General features: G+C 36.2%; 19 protein-coding genes. 7 read left to right on the top strand and 12 right to left on the bottom strand.

Features of this window, described 5'->3' with window-relative positions; all coding sequences use genetic code 11:
• The first annotated feature begins 17 nt into the window (after positions 1-17).
• The gene (locus ACY650_RS18760; RefSeq protein WP_462249945.1) at positions 18-1,940 is read left to right on the top strand and encodes an OmpA family protein; all 1,923 of its coding nucleotides are present in this window, start codon (positions 18-20) and stop codon (positions 1,938-1,940) included.
• A 12-nt stretch (positions 1,941-1,952) separates the two neighbouring features.
• On the opposite strand, the gene ACY650_RS18755 is transcribed toward ACY650_RS18760, so the two are convergent.
• From ACY650_RS18755 to accC, 5 genes are read right to left on the bottom strand one after another with little or no spacing between them, the layout of a single operon-like run.
• A complete protein-coding gene (locus tag ACY650_RS18755; protein ID WP_462249943.1) occupies positions 1,953-2,960 on the bottom strand; it encodes a Kelch repeat-containing protein in 1,008 nt (335 codons plus the stop codon).
• Positions 2,961-3,011: 51 nt separating this feature from the next.
• Positions 3,012-3,380, bottom strand: coding sequence for a DUF5615 family PIN-like protein (locus ACY650_RS18750; RefSeq protein ID WP_462249941.1), 369 nt, complete (start codon positions 3,378-3,380; stop codon positions 3,012-3,014).
• On the bottom strand, positions 3,377-3,946 hold the full coding sequence (locus tag ACY650_RS18745) for a Maf family protein (protein ID WP_462249939.1): 570 nt from the start codon (positions 3,944-3,946) through the stop codon (positions 3,377-3,379). Before ACY650_RS18745 ends, ACY650_RS18750 begins: the two co-directional genes overlap by 4 nt.
• The gene (locus ACY650_RS18740; protein WP_462249937.1) at positions 3,930-5,234 is read right to left on the bottom strand and encodes a DUF1015 domain-containing protein; all 1,305 of its coding nucleotides are present in this window, start codon (positions 5,232-5,234) and stop codon (positions 3,930-3,932) included. The genes ACY650_RS18745 and ACY650_RS18740 overlap by 17 nt, the downstream gene beginning before the upstream one ends.
• Positions 5,235-6,728 carry an acetyl-CoA carboxylase biotin carboxylase subunit gene (accC, locus tag ACY650_RS18735; protein ID WP_462254435.1) on the bottom strand — a complete coding sequence of 498 codons (1,494 nt, stop codon included), beginning with the start codon at positions 6,726-6,728 and terminating at the stop codon, positions 5,235-5,237. It lies immediately after the preceding gene.
• A 97-nt stretch (positions 6,729-6,825) separates the two neighbouring features.
• Between accC and ACY650_RS18730 the strand changes: the two genes are divergently transcribed.
• Complete coding sequence (locus ACY650_RS18730; protein ID WP_462249935.1) at positions 6,826-8,088, top strand: aminotransferase class I/II-fold pyridoxal phosphate-dependent enzyme; 1,263 nt, start codon at positions 6,826-6,828, stop codon at positions 8,086-8,088.
• Positions 8,089-8,180: 92 nt separating this feature from the next.
• Positions 8,181-8,357, top strand: coding sequence for a histone H1 (locus ACY650_RS18725; protein WP_462249933.1), 177 nt, complete (start codon positions 8,181-8,183; stop codon positions 8,355-8,357).
• A 58-nt stretch (positions 8,358-8,415) separates the two neighbouring features.
• Here ACY650_RS18725 and ACY650_RS18720 read toward each other — a convergent pair whose 3' ends face one another.
• The 4 genes from ACY650_RS18720 to ligA form a co-directional block, all read right to left on the bottom strand.
• Positions 8,416-9,645, bottom strand: coding sequence for a carboxypeptidase-like regulatory domain-containing protein (locus ACY650_RS18720; protein ID WP_462249931.1), 1,230 nt, complete (start codon positions 9,643-9,645; stop codon positions 8,416-8,418).
• A gap of 108 nt (positions 9,646-9,753) precedes the next feature.
• A complete protein-coding gene (gene dapA, locus ACY650_RS18715; protein WP_462249929.1) occupies positions 9,754-10,626 on the bottom strand; it encodes a 4-hydroxy-tetrahydrodipicolinate synthase in 873 nt (290 codons plus the stop codon).
• Positions 10,627-10,710: 84 nt separating this feature from the next.
• Positions 10,711-11,190 carry a DUF6913 domain-containing protein gene (locus ACY650_RS18710; RefSeq protein ID WP_462249927.1) on the bottom strand — a complete coding sequence of 160 codons (480 nt, stop codon included), beginning with the start codon at positions 11,188-11,190 and terminating at the stop codon, positions 10,711-10,713.
• On the bottom strand, positions 11,183-13,264 hold the full coding sequence (gene ligA, locus ACY650_RS18705) for an NAD-dependent DNA ligase LigA (RefSeq protein ID WP_462249925.1): 2,082 nt from the start codon (positions 13,262-13,264) through the stop codon (positions 11,183-11,185). The genes ACY650_RS18710 and ligA overlap by 8 nt, the downstream gene beginning before the upstream one ends.
• 94 nt (positions 13,265-13,358) lie before the next feature.
• Here ligA and ACY650_RS18700 point away from each other — a divergent pair, with 94 nt between their 5' ends.
• The 3 genes from ACY650_RS18700 (at position 13,359) to ACY650_RS18690 (ending at position 16,275) form a co-directional block, all read left to right on the top strand.
• Complete coding sequence (locus ACY650_RS18700; RefSeq protein WP_462249923.1) at positions 13,359-14,003, top strand: TetR/AcrR family transcriptional regulator; 645 nt, start codon at positions 13,359-13,361, stop codon at positions 14,001-14,003.
• A 20-nt stretch (positions 14,004-14,023) separates the two neighbouring features.
• Positions 14,024-15,475, top strand: coding sequence for a CCA tRNA nucleotidyltransferase (locus ACY650_RS18695; protein ID WP_462249921.1), 1,452 nt, complete (start codon positions 14,024-14,026; stop codon positions 15,473-15,475).
• A gap of 86 nt (positions 15,476-15,561) precedes the next feature.
• A complete protein-coding gene (locus ACY650_RS18690; RefSeq protein ID WP_462249919.1) occupies positions 15,562-16,275 on the top strand; it encodes a tetratricopeptide repeat protein in 714 nt (237 codons plus the stop codon).
• A gap of 2 nt (positions 16,276-16,277) precedes the next feature.
• On the opposite strand, the gene ACY650_RS18685 is transcribed toward ACY650_RS18690, so the two are convergent.
• Positions 16,278-16,736 carry an SRPBCC family protein gene (locus tag ACY650_RS18685; protein WP_462249917.1) on the bottom strand — a complete coding sequence of 153 codons (459 nt, stop codon included), beginning with the start codon at positions 16,734-16,736 and terminating at the stop codon, positions 16,278-16,280.
• Between the two features lie 33 nt (positions 16,737-16,769).
• Complete coding sequence (locus ACY650_RS18680; protein ID WP_462249915.1) at positions 16,770-17,990, bottom strand: cation:proton antiporter domain-containing protein; 1,221 nt, start codon at positions 17,988-17,990, stop codon at positions 16,770-16,772.
• A gap of 105 nt (positions 17,991-18,095) precedes the next feature.
• Here ACY650_RS18680 and msrA point away from each other — a divergent pair, with 105 nt between their 5' ends.
• The gene (msrA, locus tag ACY650_RS18675) at positions 18,096-18,623 is read left to right on the top strand and encodes a peptide-methionine (S)-S-oxide reductase MsrA (RefSeq protein ID WP_462249913.1); all 528 of its coding nucleotides are present in this window, start codon (positions 18,096-18,098) and stop codon (positions 18,621-18,623) included.
• 6 nt (positions 18,624-18,629) lie between these two features.
• On the opposite strand, the gene ACY650_RS18670 is transcribed toward msrA, so the two are convergent.
• Entirely contained in the window at positions 18,630-19,166 is a 537-nt protein-coding gene (locus tag ACY650_RS18670) for a hypothetical protein (protein WP_462249911.1), read from the bottom strand.
• Between the last annotated feature and the right edge of the window lie 97 nt (positions 19,167-19,263).

The raw sequence follows: 19,263 nt of genomic DNA, 5'->3' as shown, positions 1-19,263 counted from the left end.
TAATAAATATAGATAACATGCATTTTCAACGTTTCAGCTATTTCATTATTCTATTCCTTATTTCATTGTCCGTATTGTCTCAGGCACATAAAGATGCCTATAGACAAGGATTGCAAGCAATTAAGTTTGAAAACTATGAGACTGCTATCGAGAAGTTTCAAGAAGCTGTTAAAATAAATCCGCAATATGCTGATGCATGGTATTACCTTGGAAAAACCTATGATTTTCTAAATCGTGATAAAGAGACAATTGCTGCATATAGAAATTTAGAAAAGGTTGATTCTGAATATAACATTTCGATCTATTACGATATAGCTAAATCATATATAGCTCTTAACAATCTAAGAAGTGCGCGTATTTATATAAAACGGTATTTGGAAAAAGCTCCAAAGAGCCCAAAATCTTCGAAATTGATTCATTTGGCTATGAATAGATTGAACTATGTAGATATTGGTGCAGAATTAAGAGCTCAAGATCCCAATACAACTGAGCCAGTACCAATAGACGCATTGAACAGTGTTTCGGGTGATTATATGCCTCAGGTTAACCCTACGGGTACTCGACTGTACTTTACAAGTGTTCGAAAGGGCGGATTTGACTTTAAGGATGAAAATAGTGCTGAGCTAGATTTTGGCGAAGACATATATTTTTCGAATCTAAGTGGCGATCAATGGAGTGCACCTGAACTTCTTCCTAAGCCTATTAATTCAATGGCTAACGATTTTGGTTCTTCATTTACCGGTGATGGCCAAAGTATGGTATTTGTGAGGTGTGATGAGAAAGGAGCTATTGGGAGCTGCGATCTATACATAACCCAACTTAATGGAAATACTTGGAGTGTTCCTGTGAACATGGGAAATGTAGTAAATACCAAGGACTGGGAAAGTCAGCCCACAATAAATGCAGATGGAAATCGAATCATATTTACATCGCGAAGACCTGGTGGGTATGGTGCTTCAGATTTGTACATGATAGATAAAAATCATCTTGGTTTATGGGGTATTCCTCAAAACCTAGGAAGCATTGTCAATACTCCTTTAAGTGAGAATAGTCCATTTCTAGCTGCTGATGGCAAAACCTTATACTTTTCATCAACAGGCCATCCTGGAATGGGTGGAGCTGATATATTTTATACCATTTTTGAAAATGGAAAGTGGTCTACGCCTAAAAATCTTGGTCAACCGATTAATTCTGGAGGTAATGATACAAACTTTAGTATTTCAGCTTCAGGCGACGCATATATGGCATCATCAAGACTTGATGAGGAAAACTATGACATCTTTCAGGTAGAGCTACCTGACGAGCTTAAACCGAAGCCTACCATTATTGTTCAAGGTGTAGTCAGCAACGCGATTAATCAAGATCCATTAGGCGCCCTTGTGTTAATCGAGGATCTTAACTCAGGAGAACTTATTGCAACCAATAAATCAAATGAGCAAACGGGTGAATACCTTGTTGTATTGCCAGCAGGACGTGATTATAGTGTTTCGGCAAGCAGTCAAGGGTTTTTCTTCTATTCCCAGAATTTTAATCTTCCAAAGGATACCGCTTATGCTGAAATAGTTAATGATATCGCATTAGAGCCCATAGAGAAAGGAACTAAAGTGGTTTTAAATAATATCTTCTTTGAAACAGGTAAAGCTGAGCTTAAGCCAATAAGTTATGTTGAGTTGAATAAGGCTGTTGATTTAATGAAGAAAAACCCAACGATGGTCATCGAAGTAGGAGGGCATACTGATAGTCAAGGCGCCGATGCGGCTAACTTAAGTTTGTCTCAAAAAAGGGCACAATCTGTAGTTGAATATATGGTCTTAGCAGGAATTGAAAGAGAAAGACTTGTGGCCAAAGGTTATGGAGAAACAGTTCCAATTGCAGATAACAGTACACGAGAAGGAAGAGCAACCAACAGAAGAACTGAATTTGTTATCGTTGAGTTTTAAAAACTATCTCTCTCATTTATGCTTTAAGGGTGCTTCATAAATCGTGTATTCTACTCCGGAATCACTAAATGTTCGCTTCCCAATTACATACATTTTGTCATTAAGGATGGTCATTTGTGTAATGAAATTCTCAACCCCTTGAAGTATCAGATTGGAACTAAGTGCTGTGTAGCTATTGTCAATGGTATTAAATATTCCGATTGTTGACACTAACTCATCGCTATCATCGATACCTGATGTTCCTCCCAAATAGATAAGGTTCTTAACTCTTCTGACAAATGTGAATTGACTTGCGGGTATATTGTTGAACTCCTCAATATCTTCCGGATTGTCAATCGATATTTTGTAAACAGTATTTTTATTTTCAAAATCACTAATATCAAATCCACCAAAAACGTAAATAAATCCATCTGAAATCACTGATCTAGCTCCAAAACGAGGTTCAGGTAAATTTGAAAAAGGGACTAATGTTTCATTCTCGAAATCCCATTTAAATATTTGACTTGCATCTACATCTTCACCAGCTAATGAGGTCTCTCCACCGATGATGTAGATATCTTCGCCATCATAGGCAGATCCGAACCAAATTGTCGCTATACCATGCGCCATGGATCTTGGAGTTCCCATCAGATCTAAGTCGTATATATTGAGATATCTCCCACCAAAAACAAAAAGTTCATTATCAACTACAACTAGTTGCTTAGACGTAAAATCACTATTGTCAAATGTGTTTTCTATTAACTCTTTGCTTGTTGGATCAAACTTTACAAGAGCCTCTTCTCTAAGGTCGTTTCTATATGCAAAATAGATACTGTTGTTGTCTGATAAGCTAACCATATCAATTTGCGATTTAATAGTACTTGATATGGATACAGGTCCATATGTGAATATTTCAGAAAATTCAAGAGAAGTATCAGTTACTTGTAGTATTTCTGACTCTGTTACAGATTCATCATCATTTGAGCATGCAGCAAACAATAAGAGATTGACAACTAAAAGTAGAAGTTGAGTGATTTTCATTTGTTGATGTTGAGACTTAAAACTTAAAAATAATGGTTTTATGTACTTTGTTCACATGGAATCAGAGAAGGGAAACGTAATAGTAGTAGAATTTATCTCAATAAAATCATGTGATTCTACCAATGACCTAAGTTGAGTGATTATTTCTTTGAATCTGGACATTAGGTCTTCTTTAGTATCTAAACCAAATACATAAATGAGCTTCTCTGGGATTTTTCTGTCTACGAAGCTCTTAACAAAGTCATCATCTTTTGTGACAATAATGTATCCTTTTCTAATAGCCAGACGCCTGAGCTGATCATCTATAATGCGTCGTTTTTGATGACTTTTCATATCATTGACATGATATGCCTCTAAATGCTCAGATTTAAATAACTCGACGAGTTCTGGAGATAGGTTCTCATCTATGATGAATTTCAAAACTGTTCCTTTAGTATTTTGTGTAGTTCATCTACCGGAAGGCCCACTACGTTATAGTAAGAGCCTTTAATCCATTCTACACCAACTAGGCCAATCCAATCTTGAATTCCGTAACTGCCTGCCTTATCCAATGGTGGTTCTGAGGACAAATAATAAGAAATTTCATCTTCTTCCAGTACACGAAATTTTACCTCAGTGACATTGGAAAACGATACTGACTTGCTGCTACTACTGATACATACCCCTGAGATGACAGAATGAACCTTCCCTGAAAGTTGAGTCAATACCTCTTTCGCTTCTGTAATATCTTTAGGCTTACCAAGTATGGTATTTTGGTCTAAAACTACCGTGTCAGCAGTAATGATAATTTCGTCATTGAATTCTTTTCGGTAAGCTTTATTTTTCTCTATTGCTAGGTATTCAGCGACTTGATTTTTATCCATTTCTGCTGGAAAAATCTCATCAAATTCAATTGTTTTAACCTCAAAACTATAACCAGCGGCTTCAAGCAGCTGCTTTCTTCTAGGAGATTTAGAAGCTAGTATTAGATTATTGAAATGCTTCATCAAAGAATGAATTGAATTCGTCTTCTTTTATGGATCCAAATAAAAATCCACATATAACCTTCGGATAAAAATATGTACTCTTTTGAGGAAGCGTATATCCACTATAACAGACTTCCTTTACCGTATTAATTGATATGTCCTTGGTTATAATCGCACATTGAGACTTGCCAGTGGTTACTGATGTAAGGCACTTGGTGAAATTTCTTTCGAAGGTAAGGTTTGTACTATCTCTCTGATTTTTTCCTAAAATTCCCAAGCACTTTTCAAAAATAAAAAAGTGCATTACAGTAAGATCTAGCTCCTTTATTGCTTGAGGAAAATCCCATGATATTTGGTTTATCATTTCGGGTTTCAAACGCACTTTATATGCTTCATTTTCAACGAGTAACCCAAAAGCCCATTGTTTCCCTAAAATGACTTCATTTACATCCGAGGCTTCGGCAATTGGTTTGATAAAAAAGTACTTATCAAGTTTTTTTAGCAATTCTGATTTAGAAAAATTTTGCAATCCATTTACTAATCTATGAGTAGGGAGAATTCGCAAATCATCGGCCTCTGTATTTGTAAAATACATCAAGTGATAGTTGTAACCTTCATTACCTGTATGGTCAGGATTGTTCTTTTCTCTTTCTTTTTTATAAAGCAATGACCCTTCGTATCGATGATGGCCATCTGCTAATATTATCTGTTTGTCATTAAGTAATTCTGTTATCCTTCGAATGATCTCAACATCATGAATCACACTAAATACATCTCTCACACCTTGATAATCTTCCGTTTCATAGAGAGGGTTTTGTATAGCTTCGTCTAGGTATTTTTCTATTTCATGATTTGAGTCTGTGTATAGTCCGTGAGTAGGACTAACGTTGAGTTGAGTTAAATCTAGAATGTCCATACGGTCGCTTACCGAATAGGGCATTGTGTTTTCATGCCTTAGTAATACTTTTTCGTCCCAATCATATACTCTTAGGTTGGCAATAAAACCTTTGCGTATTCGCTCCTTATCAGAACCCGGTAGTGTGAAATACTGGTAGTATACATATATGGCTGGAAGATCATCTTGTTTTAGTTTGCCATCTTTTTTCCACTGAATGAGTCTCTGTGCAGCCCCTTGTATTGAATCTTCACCACGAGGAACGGAAAGATGTATGCTGTTATAATCTTCTTGATAAAGCGCTTCCCTTTGACTTTCTGATACAACATCAAATAGGGGAGATACCAGTTTGTCAATATCCTTCTGAAGGTCAGAGTTATATCTCCAAGCACGTAATGGTTTGATCTCTGCCATTTAGCTTTTCATTCTATCTTTCCATCTACTCTTACCGCTAGTAGATGTCGGCGATGTCCCAGTTTTTGCAGCCGTATTTAATACGTCATTAGCTATGATAGCAGCTATTTCAGCAACATCCGTTGGTATTTCAGCTTTTAAAGCTTCAGGATCATAATGTGATTCAACGAACTTAGTCGTAAAAGATCCATCAATAAACTCTTCATGACCTAATACAAAATCACAGAATGGTAAAGTGGTTTTTACTCCTGAGATTTGATATTCGGCAATAGCTCTCCTCATTCTGTCTATTGCCTCTTTACGATCTTTACCATATGTTATCAATTTAGCGATCATTGGGTCGTAAAAAATCGAGACATCTTGTCCTTGCTCATATCCGTCATCAACTCTGACTCCAGCACCTTGAGGTCTAATGTACGTCTGTAGTTTACCAATATCTGGTAGGAAATTGTTTTCTGGATCTTCAGCATAAACACGAACTTCTAAGCTATGCCCGGTAATTGTCAAGTCATCTTGGCTGAAACTAAGTTTTTCACCTTCTGCGATTCTAATTTGTTCTTTTACTAGGTCTACACCAGTAATTAATTCCGTCACAGGATGTTCTACTTGGAGCCTGGTATTCATTTCAAGAAAATAGAAGTCAAAGTTTTCATCAGCAATGAACTCGACTGTGCCTGCACCAAAGTAGTCACATGATTTTGCGACGTTTACAGCAGCTTCTCCGATCTCCTTTCTTCGCTCAGGGGTGAGGAGAGCAGAAGGAGCCTCTTCAACTACTTTTTGATGCCTTCTTTGTATGCTGCATTCACGTTCAAAAAGGTGCACAATATTTCCGTGCTTATCTCCAAGAACCTGAACTTCTATGTGTTTTGGAGACGAAATGAATTTTTCAATAAAAACCTCATCGTTACCAAATGAATTCCTTGCTTCACTCATCGCGCGATCCATTTGTTCTTCAAAATCATTTGGATCGTTAACAATACGCATACCTTTTCCGCCGCCTCCAGCGCTAGCTTTTATCATTACTGGATAACCAATATCATGTGCTACTTTCTTAGCTTTTTCTACGTCGTTGATAGGCTCGTCCATTCCAGGAACTAGTGGAACATCAAATTTTTGTACTGTCTGTTTAGAAGTTAGTTTATCTCCCATTACCTGAATTGCATGTGGAGATGGACCTATAAATGTTATTCCTTCTTTTTCAACTCTCTCAGCAAACGATGCATTTTCTGATAAAAATCCATAGCCAGGATGTATGGCATCGGCACCAGTTTGCTTGCTAGCAGCAATAATTTTGTCCTGAACGAGGTAAGATTCTGAAGCTGCAGCAGGACCAATATTTATTGCTTCGTCCGCATATGAAGCATGTGGAAGAAGCTTATCGGCATCACTATAAACAGCTACTGTCTTGATTCCCAGCTCTTTGGCTGATCTCATTACCCTTATTGCAATTTCACCTCTATTGGCTACTAGTATTTTCTTTATTGACATAATTAAATCGTTAATGCAAGTTTATTGAAAAGCCTACATTCATTATATGCGTATTCCTGCTAAATTTGCAACTTGTTTGAAAAAAGGAGAAGACAAGTAAATGGATTTATTTGAGAAATTACTCAGTGACAAAGGAGCTTTAGGACAATACTCTTTTCTAGATGAGGATGTGAATTATTATTTCTTTCCAAAACTAGAAGGTGAGATCAGTCCACGAATGAAGTTTAAAGGAAAGGAAGTTTTAGCTTGGAGTTTGAACAACTATCTAGGGCTAGCCAACCATCCAGATATTAGAAAAGCAGATACTGAGGCTACAGAGCAATGGGGATTAGGATACCCTATGGGCGCTCGTATGATGACCGGTAATTCGGATTATCATGATCAATTAGAACAAGAACTAGCAGAATTTGTGAGCAAACCAGCTGGTATGCTTTTAAATTATGGATACCAAGGCATAATGTCAGTAATTGACGCCCTTGTAGACAGAAAAGACGTTGTTGTTTATGACGCTGAATGTCATGCATGTATTATAGATGCTTTAAGAATGCATCTTGGAAAGCGTTTCGTATTCCCTCATAATGATATTGAAAATTGTGAAAAGCAACTTAAAAGAGCTGAAAAGCTAGCCAATGAGCAAGGTGGTGGAGTTTTGGTAATCACCGAAGGTGTTTTTGGAATGAGCGGAAACACTGGTAAGCTTGATCAAATTGTTGCTCTAAAAGAGAAGTTTGAATTCAGACTGCTTGTAGATGACGCACATGGTTTTGGTACAATGGGTAAAACTGGTGCAGGAACTGGTGAACACTATGATTGTCAAGATGGAATAGACATCTACTTTTCAACATTTGCCAAATCTATGGCGAGTATTGGTGCTTTCATTGCAGGAGAAAAGACGATAGTTAATCATCTGAGATATAAAGTAAGATCTCAGATTTTTGCTAAGTCATTGCCAATGCCTCTAGTAATTGGTGGTTTGAAACGATTAGATATGCTAAGAACAATGCCTGAGCTTCGTGAGAAACTTTGGACAATTGTAGATGCGTTGCAAAACGGCTTTAAAGAGCGAGGATTCAATATTGGCACTACAGATTCACCTGTAACTCCAGTGGTCATGAATGGTGATGTACTGGAAGCTTGTAATATGGTGATCGATCTAAGGGAGAATTATAAAATATTCTGTTCCATGATCATTTATCCAGTAATTCCGAAGGGTATGGTAATCTTGAGAATTATTCCAACAGCAATGCATTCATTGGAAGATGTAGAAGAGACATTGAACGCTTTTGAAGCAATTAAAGAGAAACTTGATAACGGAGTTTATAAAGAAGCAGGAGTTGAGGGTGCCATGATGGCAAAATCTTAATATTTATTTCATATAAACTGTGTTATTTACGATTTTGGGCTATATTGCCCCATATTTATAAAATTTATCGATAACCTTAATTACCTCATAACATGAAAAGATTTGAACAACTAAAGTCAATGGTTGAATCACTAGAAGCTGATTTCGAAAAGTTCTATGACAAGCAAAACAATGCCGCTGGTACTCGAGTAAGAAAAGGTATGCAAGACATGAAAAATCTTGCTCAGGAAATCAGACTTGAAGTTCAGGATATCAAGAACAAAGGATAATCGATTCTTATCTAGAATAAAGAAATTAGGGAGTCATATTGGCTCCCTTTTTTTGTGCCTAATCTCTTGTTAGTATCTCTTTAAAGAGCTCTTCAAAATTGTTGTCTGCTTTGAGGTAGTTGTATTCCTTCCAAAAGTCGTCTGAATTCTTAGTTACTTGTCTTTCCAAAATAGCCTTTGAAGCAAGTTCTTCTTCTGGAGGTACTACGATATTTTCCTTCGCAATATCAGTAACTACAAAATCCGCTTTAAAATTGACAGGCTTTTCTATTCCAGCCTTTGTTTTACGCATGGTCCAGTCGATATCGTATTTAGCATGGCTTAAATACCACCGATTGTTTACATACTGATAGTTTAATTCGTTGTTGTAGCGGTCCATGGTGCTTCCACCTAAGCCTACTAGCATTGATGCCATACTCATACTGCCAAATACTTTATCAGGTTCTTCCGGACTGATGAGTTTTTTGAATGCGATTTTCACGAACGCTAGAGATTCTGTATCTAGTAATATTTGACCTTCATATAGCTTGCCCTTTGCTTTTGCTTTTGGTTTGAAACTTACAACAAAAACAGCTTTGCCATTATATGAAGTAGCATCTGTGATTTTATATTCATGTTTTTTAGTAATCTTCTTACCTAGAATTGGATGGTCCTTCAATAGTGAGCTCGCAAATAGTGTAGGAGGGGTAACGCCTATTTGTAATCCTCCTATATCAGCAAAAAATGAGGTATCCCTGGCTACTCGCCCTCTAAGAATCTTCATTGCATTTGATTCTTCACCTTCTTCGCCGTGTCTATACATATCAAATGCATATTCAGTCATTTGAATATATTCCTTTGATTCATTCCAAATAGAAGCTCTCCAAAATGCCCTCAGTTTCATTTCATTTTGATCATGATTTCTGGGTATGGCCTCTATTGCCTCTTCGATTATTGATTTTTCTTTATTTCTAATAACCAATTCGGGTAACACGGTAGCAGTGGCTTTTAGCTTAATGAGTACTTCCTCAGCAGCTTCGATTTCATTTATGGGCATGGATTTTAATTCATAACCCAAATATGAGGCTGACAACTTTTGTGAGTTGTACTTGCTAGGTATTATAATAGAAAAGTCACCTTCAATATTTGAAACTGTCCCGTAACTGGTGTTGAATATTCCTACATGTGAAAATGCCAATGGTTCTCCTGTTTCAGCATCTATGACTTTACCTGAAATACGCTTCGAATCTTGACCGAAGCTCAAGAAAGTCATTGATAATAGGATTAGTGATAGTGATATAGTCCGCATGATTTGAGTTTTTTATGAGTATAATCAAAATGCTTGCCAAGCAAGAATTTTCATTATTAATGATCAAATCAAACAGAAGGTTGCTTCTCTTCTTTAAAAAGAAAGGAATTAGTTATTGAAGTAGGACTTCCATTTATTGACCATCCGATCAGATGCATCAAATAATGGTGGTTTAACCGTTCGTAAACCAATTCCTATTGATTCCAATCCGGCTTTTAATGAGCTAGGGTTACCTTCTTCAGAAAGCATTTTATATGCCACTTTTAGGTTACTATTTAATGTGGCGCTCTTTTCGAATTCTCCAGCAAGCGCACTGTTAACCATGTCTGTGAATTCAGTGGGCATTATGTTTCCAATTACAGATATTACGCCTTCACCGCCCATTTTAATTATGTCATGAGCTAGAGCATCATCTCCTGACAATAACATTAAATCATCAGTTCTTTTTTCTAATATCTCTTTGCACTGGCTTAGGTCTCCAGATGCCTCTTTCATCGCTATAATATTGGGGTGTTTGCCTAGTTCAACTGTGGTAATTGCATCTACATTTGATGCAGTTCTTGCAGGTACATTGTAAAGTATTATTGGATGTGGATATGCATCTGCAAGCATTGTGTAATGCCTAAAAATTCCTTCCTGAGATGGTTTATTATAATAAGGGCTAACCGATAAAATGGCTAATAAATCAAACTCAGCCAAGTCTTTAGATTTTTCTATTAAATCGAGTGTGTTATTGCCTCCAAGACCAAAAACAATTGGTTTGCGTCCATCAACATGTTTAAATACAAATCGAAGTATATCTAGTTTCTCATTCCAGGAAAACACAGGTGATTCACCTGTCGTACCTTGAATCACTAGGTAATCGGCGTTGCCGTCAATGATATAATCTACCAAATTACCTAGTGCTTGGTAATCTACCGAGTAATCACTATTCATAGGTGTTGCTAATGCCACACCGGTTCCTTTTAATTCTTCTTTCATCTCCCTCAAAATTATTATTTAACCCAGCATTGTTTGTTAAAAACTTCCAGTAAAGGTGATTATTTGGGTTGAGCGTGACACTTACTAAATCATCTTTAGATATCTCACGATATTAGTAACCGATTTAGGTTGACTTTCATCCATTTTCAAAGCAAGTTGAAGTAAATCATAATACTCTTCTGTTTCAAACCCAACTTTACATGTAGCTTTACTAAGGGCTAAAACGTACTTGAAATTGATGTTTCCTGAGCTGTCTAAGGAAATTAAAAAATCAAAGGTTTGATTAATAAAAAAAGATAGACTGTCTTTTTTTATAGTGCCTGTGCTTGATATATCTTTTTTATTAAAGACAAGACTATCTTCTGATGGCTTATCAGCAAATCCAGTTCTTGCCACATTTTTACCATCTCCTTTCAACAATTCTTCTAATTTGTTAATTATTTCAATGTTGAATTCATCGGCATTATAAAGAATCCCAATATTGGTCGACTCTTTGTAAGTACAATGTTCTTTTGAGGCAATGGTTGGTTTGCCTTTGTGGTTAAGGAAAATGTTTTTAATCATTTTCTAAAAGTTCTCTAAATGATGACTCATCCAAAATTGAAATTCCAAGTGAGTCTGCTTTTTCTTTTTTTGCTGGACCCATGTTGGCTCCGGCAACTAAATAGTTAGTTTTTGATGAAATACTACTGGCTACCTTTCCACCATGCTGTTTAATGATGTTTTTCAACTCATCCCTACCATATCCTTCAAACACACCAGAAACGACGAATATAAGCCCTTTTAAGGTATCGTCAGTTCCTTCTTTCACTTCAATTTCGAATGATAGTCCAGCACTTTTAAGCGATTCTACCATTAGTAGATTATCATCATCATTGAAATAAGAAACAAGGCTTTCTGCAATACGATCTCCTATTTCATGAACGGCAACTATTTCGTCAAACGTTGCATTAATTAGACGGTCGATAGTGACAAAATGTTGAGCAAGCTTTTCTGCTACTGTCTTGCCAACGTACCGGATTCCTAACCCGAATAGGACTCTTTCAAACGGTATCTTTTTTGAGTTTTCTATTGACTCTATAATATTTAGTGCAGACTTCTCCTTTATGGAACGTTTTACCGTTTCACCAGATGACTCATCTATTTCTTCAAACTGAAGGTTGTTAATATCAGCAAATTGCAGTTTATACAATCCAGCTGCACTTGAAATAAGCCCTTTATTTAAGAAGCCTTTAATAGTTCTCGGTCCAAGAGATTCTATATTTAGCGCATTTCTACTAATGAAGTGTTCTATGCGACCAAGTACTTGAGGTGGACATGTTTCTTTATTGGGGCAATAATGTTGTGCTTCGCCTTCTTTCCGAACAAGTTCTGTTCCACATTCAGGGCATTGACTTATATAAACCACAGGGATTACCTCTGAGGACCGATTAGTTATGTTAACTCCTGTAATCTTCGGAATGATTTCTCCTCCTTTTTCTACATTAACACTATCTCCAATTCTAACATCCAAACGTTCAATTTCATTGGCGTTATGAAGCGAAGCACGTTTTACAGTAGTTCCTGCTAATAAAACAGGTTCCAATTCAGCGACAGGAGTAATTGCACCAGTTCTTCCTACCTGATATGTGATGTCATTGAGTGTTGTAATTGCAGACTCTGCCTTAAACTTATATGAGATAGCCCATCTTGGATTTTTAGCTGTAAATCCAAGCTCAGATTGGTGAGCTATATTATTGACTTTTATAACAATGCCATCTGTCTCGACATGTAGTTGGTGTCTTTCTTGATCCCATTTGTTTATATACTCAATAACTTGATCAATGTTCTTACATTTTTTATAGGTCTGAGAAACATTAAAACCTACTTGCTCAAGGAAGTTGATTGATTTTTCATGAGTGTCAAATGTGTTATTATCATCAAGATAGGAGTAGAGGTAACAATCAAGCTTTCTGGATGCTACAATTGCTGAGTCTTGCATTTTTAGTGTTCCTGAAGTCGTATTACGAGCATTTGCATATTTGGTAATTAACGACTTGCCTTCACGCTCCCGAATTTCATTTTCTTTTTCTACACTATCATTTAGCTTGATAAACTGTTCTTTCGGCATAAATACTTCGCCTCTTACTTCAAAAGAATCAGGGAAGTTATCCCCACGTATTTTCAAGGGAATAGTACGAATAGTTTTAACGTTTGTGGTGATATCATCACCCTTAGTTCCGTCACCACGTGTAATCCCCTTGTTCAATATCCCATTTTCGTATTTTAAGCTAATGGCTACACCATCAAATTTTAGTTCACAGATGTATTCATAATTTTCTGTACCCAAACCTTTTTTTACCCGTCCATCAAATTCTAATAGCTCTTCCTTAGAATAAGTATTTCCTAAGGAGAGCATGGGATACTTGTGGGGAATGGTCTCGAAATCCTTAGTGATATCGCCTCCTACACGAGAAGTTGGTGAATGTGGAAGTTTTAATTCTGGGTGGTTATTTTCTAGTGCTTCAAGCTCTTTGAGCTTTGTATCAAACTCATAGTCAGATATTTCGGGCTCACTCTTTTGATAATAGAGGTAATTGTGGTGATTTAATTCCTCTGTAAGTGATTCAATCTGCTTTTTGGCTAGCTCTTTTTCCATTAAAAACAAATCTATTTCATTCGAGGAGATTCCTTAACATTTTTTTCTTGCGCATGAATTTTGAGCAACTATTTTTGGCTTCAAATTAACCACTTTGTTAGATAAGCGCGAACGTATACTTGCTGCAGCCTATGCCCATTTCTCAACTAAAGGATACAATGGGACAACTATCAATGATATTGCTGCTTCTCTTAAAATGAGCAAGAAGACCATCTATTTTCAATTCAGAAATAAAGAACAACTATTTATTGAGGTAGGGAAGATGAAGCTCGAAGGGATTATTAGTTTATCTGAAAAAATAATTTCATCAGATCAAGATTTTATTAACAAGTTGATCGACTATCTGCAAATGATGCATGAGTATGTCAGGCACATGAGTATTGAAGTTTTGAGAGATGTTTTTAACGATAATAGTCTATTAACTAAAATCATCTCAGATCATTTAGATGGCGCTGTGTTCAATCGATTCTCAATACTTCTTCAACAAGGTTATGAGGAAAAGATGATTGATGATAGGGTTGACCCAATGGTTTCCTTGATGATGTATAAAGAAACATTGAGTTCGTTCCTTTTTGGAAAACCTGCTGATTACTCGGTAGTAAAACTTGAGAAGGAATTCCACGTGTTGTTATCAAAACAATTGAGAAGTTTTTTTAGAGGATTGCTATCTAAAGAGGGAACTAGACAATTTGATGAGCTTTATGATAATCTCCCTCATCTTACCAAAGCATATGGGTAATTGAAAACTATCTTTGCTCAATGCACAATAAACTACTAGCGCATCTAGAATCAAACAGCATTTTTTCAGTAGTATCTAAAGCTTCTGAAAACATAAATGTGGAATCATATGTCGTAGGAGGTTATGTACGTGATTTAATACTACAAAGAACTTCCAAGGATATTGATTTTGTTTGTGTTGGTAGTGGAATTCTATTGGCAAAGGAAGTTTCTAAGATACTTGGCCCAGAAGCCAAGCTGTCCACATTTAAAAATTTTGGAACAGCGGCCATTCATTTTGAAGGGTATGAGTATGAATTTGTAGGTGCACGTAAGGAATCTTACAGTAGAGATTCGAGAAATCCTATTGTAGAAGACGGAACCTTAGAAGATGATCAAAATCGGCGTGATTTCACCATTAATGCTATGGCAATTAGCCTAAATAAAGCATCCTATGGTGACCTTGTTGACCCATTTAATGGCATGGAGGATCTTCGTAATATGATCATACGAACTCCGCTTGAACCTGGAATAACATTTTCTGATGATCCACTAAGGATGCTCAGGGCTATTCGCTTTGCTACTCAACTTCATTTTGACATTGAGCCAGATACGTTTCAGGGAATTGTCGATCATGTCGATAGAATATCTATCATAACTCAAGAGCGGATCACTGATGAACTAAATAAGATAATATTATCAGACAAACCTTCATATGGATTTCAGTTACTATTCCACTGTGGATTGTTGAAGTTGATCTTTAAAGAAATGGTAGATCTGCATGGAGTAGAAAAGATTAATGGCAAAGGACACAAGGATAATTTCTATCATACGCTTCAAGTATTAGATAATATTTGTGAAATGACAGATGACCTGTGGTTGCGATGGTCTGCTATACTACACGATATTGCTAAACCAGCCACACAACGATTTAATGAGAAAGTAGGATGGACATTTCATGGTCATGAAGACTTAGGGGCAAAGTGGGTACCTGGAATTTTCAAAAGATTGAAGCTGCCATTAGACGATCGAATGAAATATGTTCAGAAATTGGTGAAGCTCCACCTAAGACCAATAGCACTTGTGAATGATAGAGTGACTGATTCTGCTGTTAGAAGAATGATTTTTGAGGCAGGTAGTGATGTGAATGATTTGATGACTTTATGCAAAGCAGATATTACATCCAAAAGCCCAGAACGTGTAAAGAAGTATAGGTCCAACTTCAAAAAAGTAGAACAACGGATTAAAGAAGTTGAAGAGCGGGATCAAGTGATGAATTTTAATCCACCTATATCAGGGGAGCAGATTATAGAAGTGTTTGACATAAAGCCATCAAAGATTATTGGTGATATCAAAAATGAAATAAAAGACGCGATACTTGATGGTCGTATTAAAAATGAAGAAAATGAAGCATTTCAGCTGATGCTTCAATTAGGTGAGAAACATGGTTTAAAACCTACTTCAAAATACATTTCAGAGCATAAAAACAAATAGCTATGTTTGCAGGCTCTTGCATTCATTGGTTTAAAGAAATACAATGATGTGTTGAATCATTCAGATTAAGATTATTAACAAATCATATGAAAAAAATATTCCTATTGCTCGCAGTTATATCCGTTGGATACGCAAATGGACAAAGTCAAGAAATCGCTAAAGGGGATTCTATTCCTTGGGAATTAAGAAAGCAGTCGTTTATATACAATTCTGCTAAGTTGTTTAATGACCCACTGGTAGCAAGGATGGCACTTTACAATTTATTAGCTGAAAATCCTGCTAATCCTGCCCTCTATGATTCACTTGCATTGTCATACCTTCAATATAATCAAAGCGCATCAGCTGCTTTAGTTGCACAACAATCTCTTCAAATAAATCCTCAGAATCAGTTTGCTATAGAGGTTGCCGCAACTGGTTTTGATAATATTGGAGTTAAGGATAAAGCAATAACTAATTATGAGAAGTTACATTTAGCAACTGGTGATGTCAATGTGCTTTATAAAATATCTTTTCTTCAAATGGAACTTAGCAGATTTACTGAGGCTAATACGTCATTAGATATAATCATTGGAGATCCTGATTCAGAGACAAGTACAATAAGATTCCCCAACACGGAAGGAACAGGTCAAGAAGTATCTCTTAAAGTAGCGGCTCACCGCGTAAAAGCTATGATATTAATGGAACAAGGTGATATTGAAGGCGCTAAGGCTAAATTCTTAGAAGTGCTAGAAATGAAACCTGGCTTCGAGATTGTTCAACAACAGTTAAGAGAGCTTACAAAACCAAAAGAAGAGGAGTAATATTATTCCTCTTCTGCCTTGTTTTTAAGTAATTCTAACCAGGTTAAAAGTTCGTTGTATACCTTTTGGTGATTCTCAGCAAGCACAACGAATGCTCCTTGGAATGATGCACTCACGGTAGCGATAGTTTGTCCCTCATCAAATTCTAAAGACCAAACGTAAATACGTTTTACAAGCTTTGCTTTACTCGTCCATGAAAGTGTGTTAGGCTTCTTAACGCTCTGAATTTGAGAGTTGCCATGCGTTCTCCCTTGAGTCCATTGGAAATTTGTACCTTCTTCCACTTCGCCTTCTAATGTCACCTTCTTAACTTCAGGATTCCAAGAAGGCCAATTTTCCATGTCAACAAGAATATTCCAGACCTTCTCGATATCAGCATTAATTATGGTAGCATGAGAATCACGTATACCTGCGTTCTCATTGATCTTTCCTTTCTGTGCAAGTGCGTTTAATTTTTTCATGCTTTAGTACTTATGACAAGGTGAGTGGCTAAGTTATTCAACTTCCAATTCTTCTTCCTCTTTTTTTTCATCCTTCTTGATTAGCCCTGATGTCATTACAAGGCTAGTTACAATTATTACAAATAATAGGATACCAGACTTGAATTCGACAAATATGAACTCTTCAGGTATTGAATAGAAAAGAAGCAAGGTTATCAACCCTCTAGGGGCAATTGATATTGCTCTTTTAACATTATCATGCTTATATGGTAGAAAGGAGGTGAATCTACTTAGGTAAATAAAGACTAAGATGACAGCGCTAACAATTGCAACCTTTAAATCTAGAAGGGTAGAAAGCGCAATTGAAAATCCAAAAATTACGAAGAAGAAGGTTCTAACAACAAATGCTGATTCAATTGTAATCATTAGAAAGGTTTCCTTTATGTTCTCAATGGCCATAGGTCTTAAGTAGCGTTTAAGCCTTCCGAAAAAGAATAACTTATAGTTACTCAAAATCAATCCAAATACGAGAATGATTAGAAGGGAGGATAAATGCATGAGTTTTCCTATGCTAAAAAGTAAGAATAAGACCCCAATCATAAGAAATAACTTAACCTTTGTCTCAAGGTTTTGGAATACGTATATAAGAACATATGATAGGATTACAGATAGTACGATTGTAATTACCAACCCAAATGTGAAATCACCTAACACCATCATATTGTTTGTAGGTTTTCCTAACTCAACAAGAAAATAAAAAGCCATGATGCCGAGGATATCAGAAAAAGTACTTTCATATATATGAAACTCTTCATCATACTCATTCAAATTAGCGACCGAAGGGATAACGATTGCACTACTTAAAATTGAAAGTGGAGTAGCATATATGAGCGCCACGTTCCAATTCATATCCTGAAAGGAAACTTTCAAAATACCTGCAATTCCAAACATGCATATTAGCAATCCAAGGATCGCTATTACAAATGACTTGGAGATCAGTTTAAACTTTTCTTTGGCGATTTTTAATTCAAGTGCAGCTTCTAACACTATCAGAATAAGTCCTAAGGTTCCGAGAACCTCTAAGATTCTGATTCTAGTAAATATTTCCAATATCCGTTCTTTTTCGATTCCTAAAAGTCCGATGAACTCTCGACCTATGATTCCTAAGAATATTAATAGGAGTACAGATGGGATGTTTGACTTTTCAGATACCCGATTAAACAGGTAAGAAAGGATAATGATAATAGAAGCCGCAATGATTATGTAGTATTCCATTTGCTAAGATTAGTGCAACTAAATTAACAATTCAATTGAACTGAGCGCAATCCAGGAACTAATTGATTTAATTAGAAGTTAGATTTGGCATATTATAATTGATAGATGGAAAAAGCGACATTTGGATCAGGATGCTTTTGGTGCACAGAAGCTATGTTTCAGAGACTAAAAGGTGTTTCTAACGTAAAATCTGGATACTCAGGAGGGGCTAAAGACAACCCAACGTACAAAGAAGTATGTTCAGGAGATACAGGTCATGCTGAGGTTATACAGTTTGATTATGATCCAAATATTATTTCATATGATGAGCTTCTTGAAGTTTTTTGGAAAACACATGATCCAACTACTTTGAATAGACAAGGGAATGATGTTGGAACCCAATATCGATCGGTAGTTTTCTATCACAATGATTCTCAAAAAGCCTTAGCAGAAAGCTACAAGCAAAAGTTAGGAGATTCGAATATTTGGCCAGATCCAATTGTGACTGAAATTAGTCCGCTAAATGTGTTTTATGAGGCAGAGGTCGAACATGACGACTATTACAATCAAAATAGTAGTCAACCATATTGTGCTTTTGTCGTAGCGCCAAAAGTGGAGAAATTCAAGAAAATATTTGAAGACAAGTTGAGCTAAACAATTCTAATTGTAATGTTTGCTTAGGTGATGCACATGTAGTCTGATTTTATCAACTCGAGCTGTCACTTGTTTTACATATTTGTAAAGTTCTGTTTCTAAAAGATAAACCTGTCCCGAATAGGAGTTTATTCCAACATCATTGGCAGTTTTATCAGAAGATTTCTCTATCTCTTGCATTGCTTTACACTCACCATTCATGAAATGAATAAAGCTTTTGGAATCATATTCGGTCTCGAATTTTTTAATATCCTTTAATGTCTTTTTGATTTCCTTGTCATCGTTTGTGCGAGAAAGTTTTGTCAAGACATTATATAGGACAGTATCATAATGGTGAATGTCATCCAGTAATTTGAGAATTTTCATCCTATATGCTTCATCGAAGCAAAGTTCTTGTAATCCTTCATAAGAGGATAATTTGTCAGCTTCTAAATCCCAATCATAAGTTATCTCGTCAATTTTATCATCTAGTCTTTGCTCAGTATCCTGGGCAATTAGACTTACCGATATCAATAAAAACGCGCCAATAATGATGCTTTTCATAGTTCTAAAGCTAAAAGTAATATTGATGGTCATCAAATTCCGCTCCAAAAAAATAGTTTGTAGCAGATTAGTTGCTAAGGTAACTACTTAGTAATTT

It is taken from the genome of Ekhidna sp. (assembly GCF_963691765.1).
GTDB lineage: Bacteria > Bacteroidota > Bacteroidia > Cytophagales > Cyclobacteriaceae > Ekhidna.
This window is presented reverse-complemented; position numbering and strand designations above follow the sequence as displayed.

What these genes read in the sequence shown, in the direction of transcription:
- ACY650_RS18760 (WP_462249945.1), top strand. Translation starts at nt 18, where the DNA reads ATGCATTTTCAACGTTTCAGCTATTTCATTATTCTATTCCTTATTTCA.
- ACY650_RS18755 (WP_462249943.1), bottom strand. Translation starts at nt 2,960, where the DNA reads ATGAAAATCACTCAACTTCTACTTTTAGTTGTCAATCTCTTATTGTTT.
- ACY650_RS18745 (WP_462249939.1), bottom strand. Translation starts at nt 3,946, where the DNA reads ATGAAGCATTTCAATAATCTAATACTAGCTTCTAAATCTCCTAGAAGA.
- ACY650_RS18740 (WP_462249937.1), bottom strand. Translation starts at nt 5,234, where the DNA reads ATGGCAGAGATCAAACCATTACGTGCTTGGAGATATAACTCTGACCTT.
- ACY650_RS18730 (WP_462249935.1), top strand. Translation starts at nt 6,826, where the DNA reads ATGGATTTATTTGAGAAATTACTCAGTGACAAAGGAGCTTTAGGACAA.
- ACY650_RS18725 (WP_462249933.1), top strand. Translation starts at nt 8,181, where the DNA reads ATGAAAAGATTTGAACAACTAAAGTCAATGGTTGAATCACTAGAAGCT.
- ACY650_RS18720 (WP_462249931.1), bottom strand. Translation starts at nt 9,645, where the DNA reads ATGCGGACTATATCACTATCACTAATCCTATTATCAATGACTTTCTTG.
- dapA (WP_462249929.1), bottom strand. Translation starts at nt 10,626, where the DNA reads ATGAAAGAAGAATTAAAAGGAACCGGTGTGGCATTAGCAACACCTATG.
- ACY650_RS18710 (WP_462249927.1), bottom strand. Translation starts at nt 11,190, where the DNA reads ATGATTAAAAACATTTTCCTTAACCACAAAGGCAAACCAACCATTGCC.
- ligA (WP_462249925.1), bottom strand. Translation starts at nt 13,264, where the DNA reads ATGGAAAAAGAGCTAGCCAAAAAGCAGATTGAATCACTTACAGAGGAA.
- ACY650_RS18695 (WP_462249921.1), top strand. Translation starts at nt 14,024, where the DNA reads ATGCACAATAAACTACTAGCGCATCTAGAATCAAACAGCATTTTTTCA.
- ACY650_RS18690 (WP_462249919.1), top strand. Translation starts at nt 15,562, where the DNA reads ATGAAAAAAATATTCCTATTGCTCGCAGTTATATCCGTTGGATACGCA.
- ACY650_RS18685 (WP_462249917.1), bottom strand. Translation starts at nt 16,736, where the DNA reads ATGAAAAAATTAAACGCACTTGCACAGAAAGGAAAGATCAATGAGAAC.
- ACY650_RS18680 (WP_462249915.1), bottom strand. Translation starts at nt 17,990, where the DNA reads ATGGAATACTACATAATCATTGCGGCTTCTATTATCATTATCCTTTCT.
- msrA (WP_462249913.1), top strand. Translation starts at nt 18,096, where the DNA reads ATGGAAAAAGCGACATTTGGATCAGGATGCTTTTGGTGCACAGAAGCT.
- ACY650_RS18670 (WP_462249911.1), bottom strand. Translation starts at nt 19,166, where the DNA reads ATGAAAAGCATCATTATTGGCGCGTTTTTATTGATATCGGTAAGTCTA.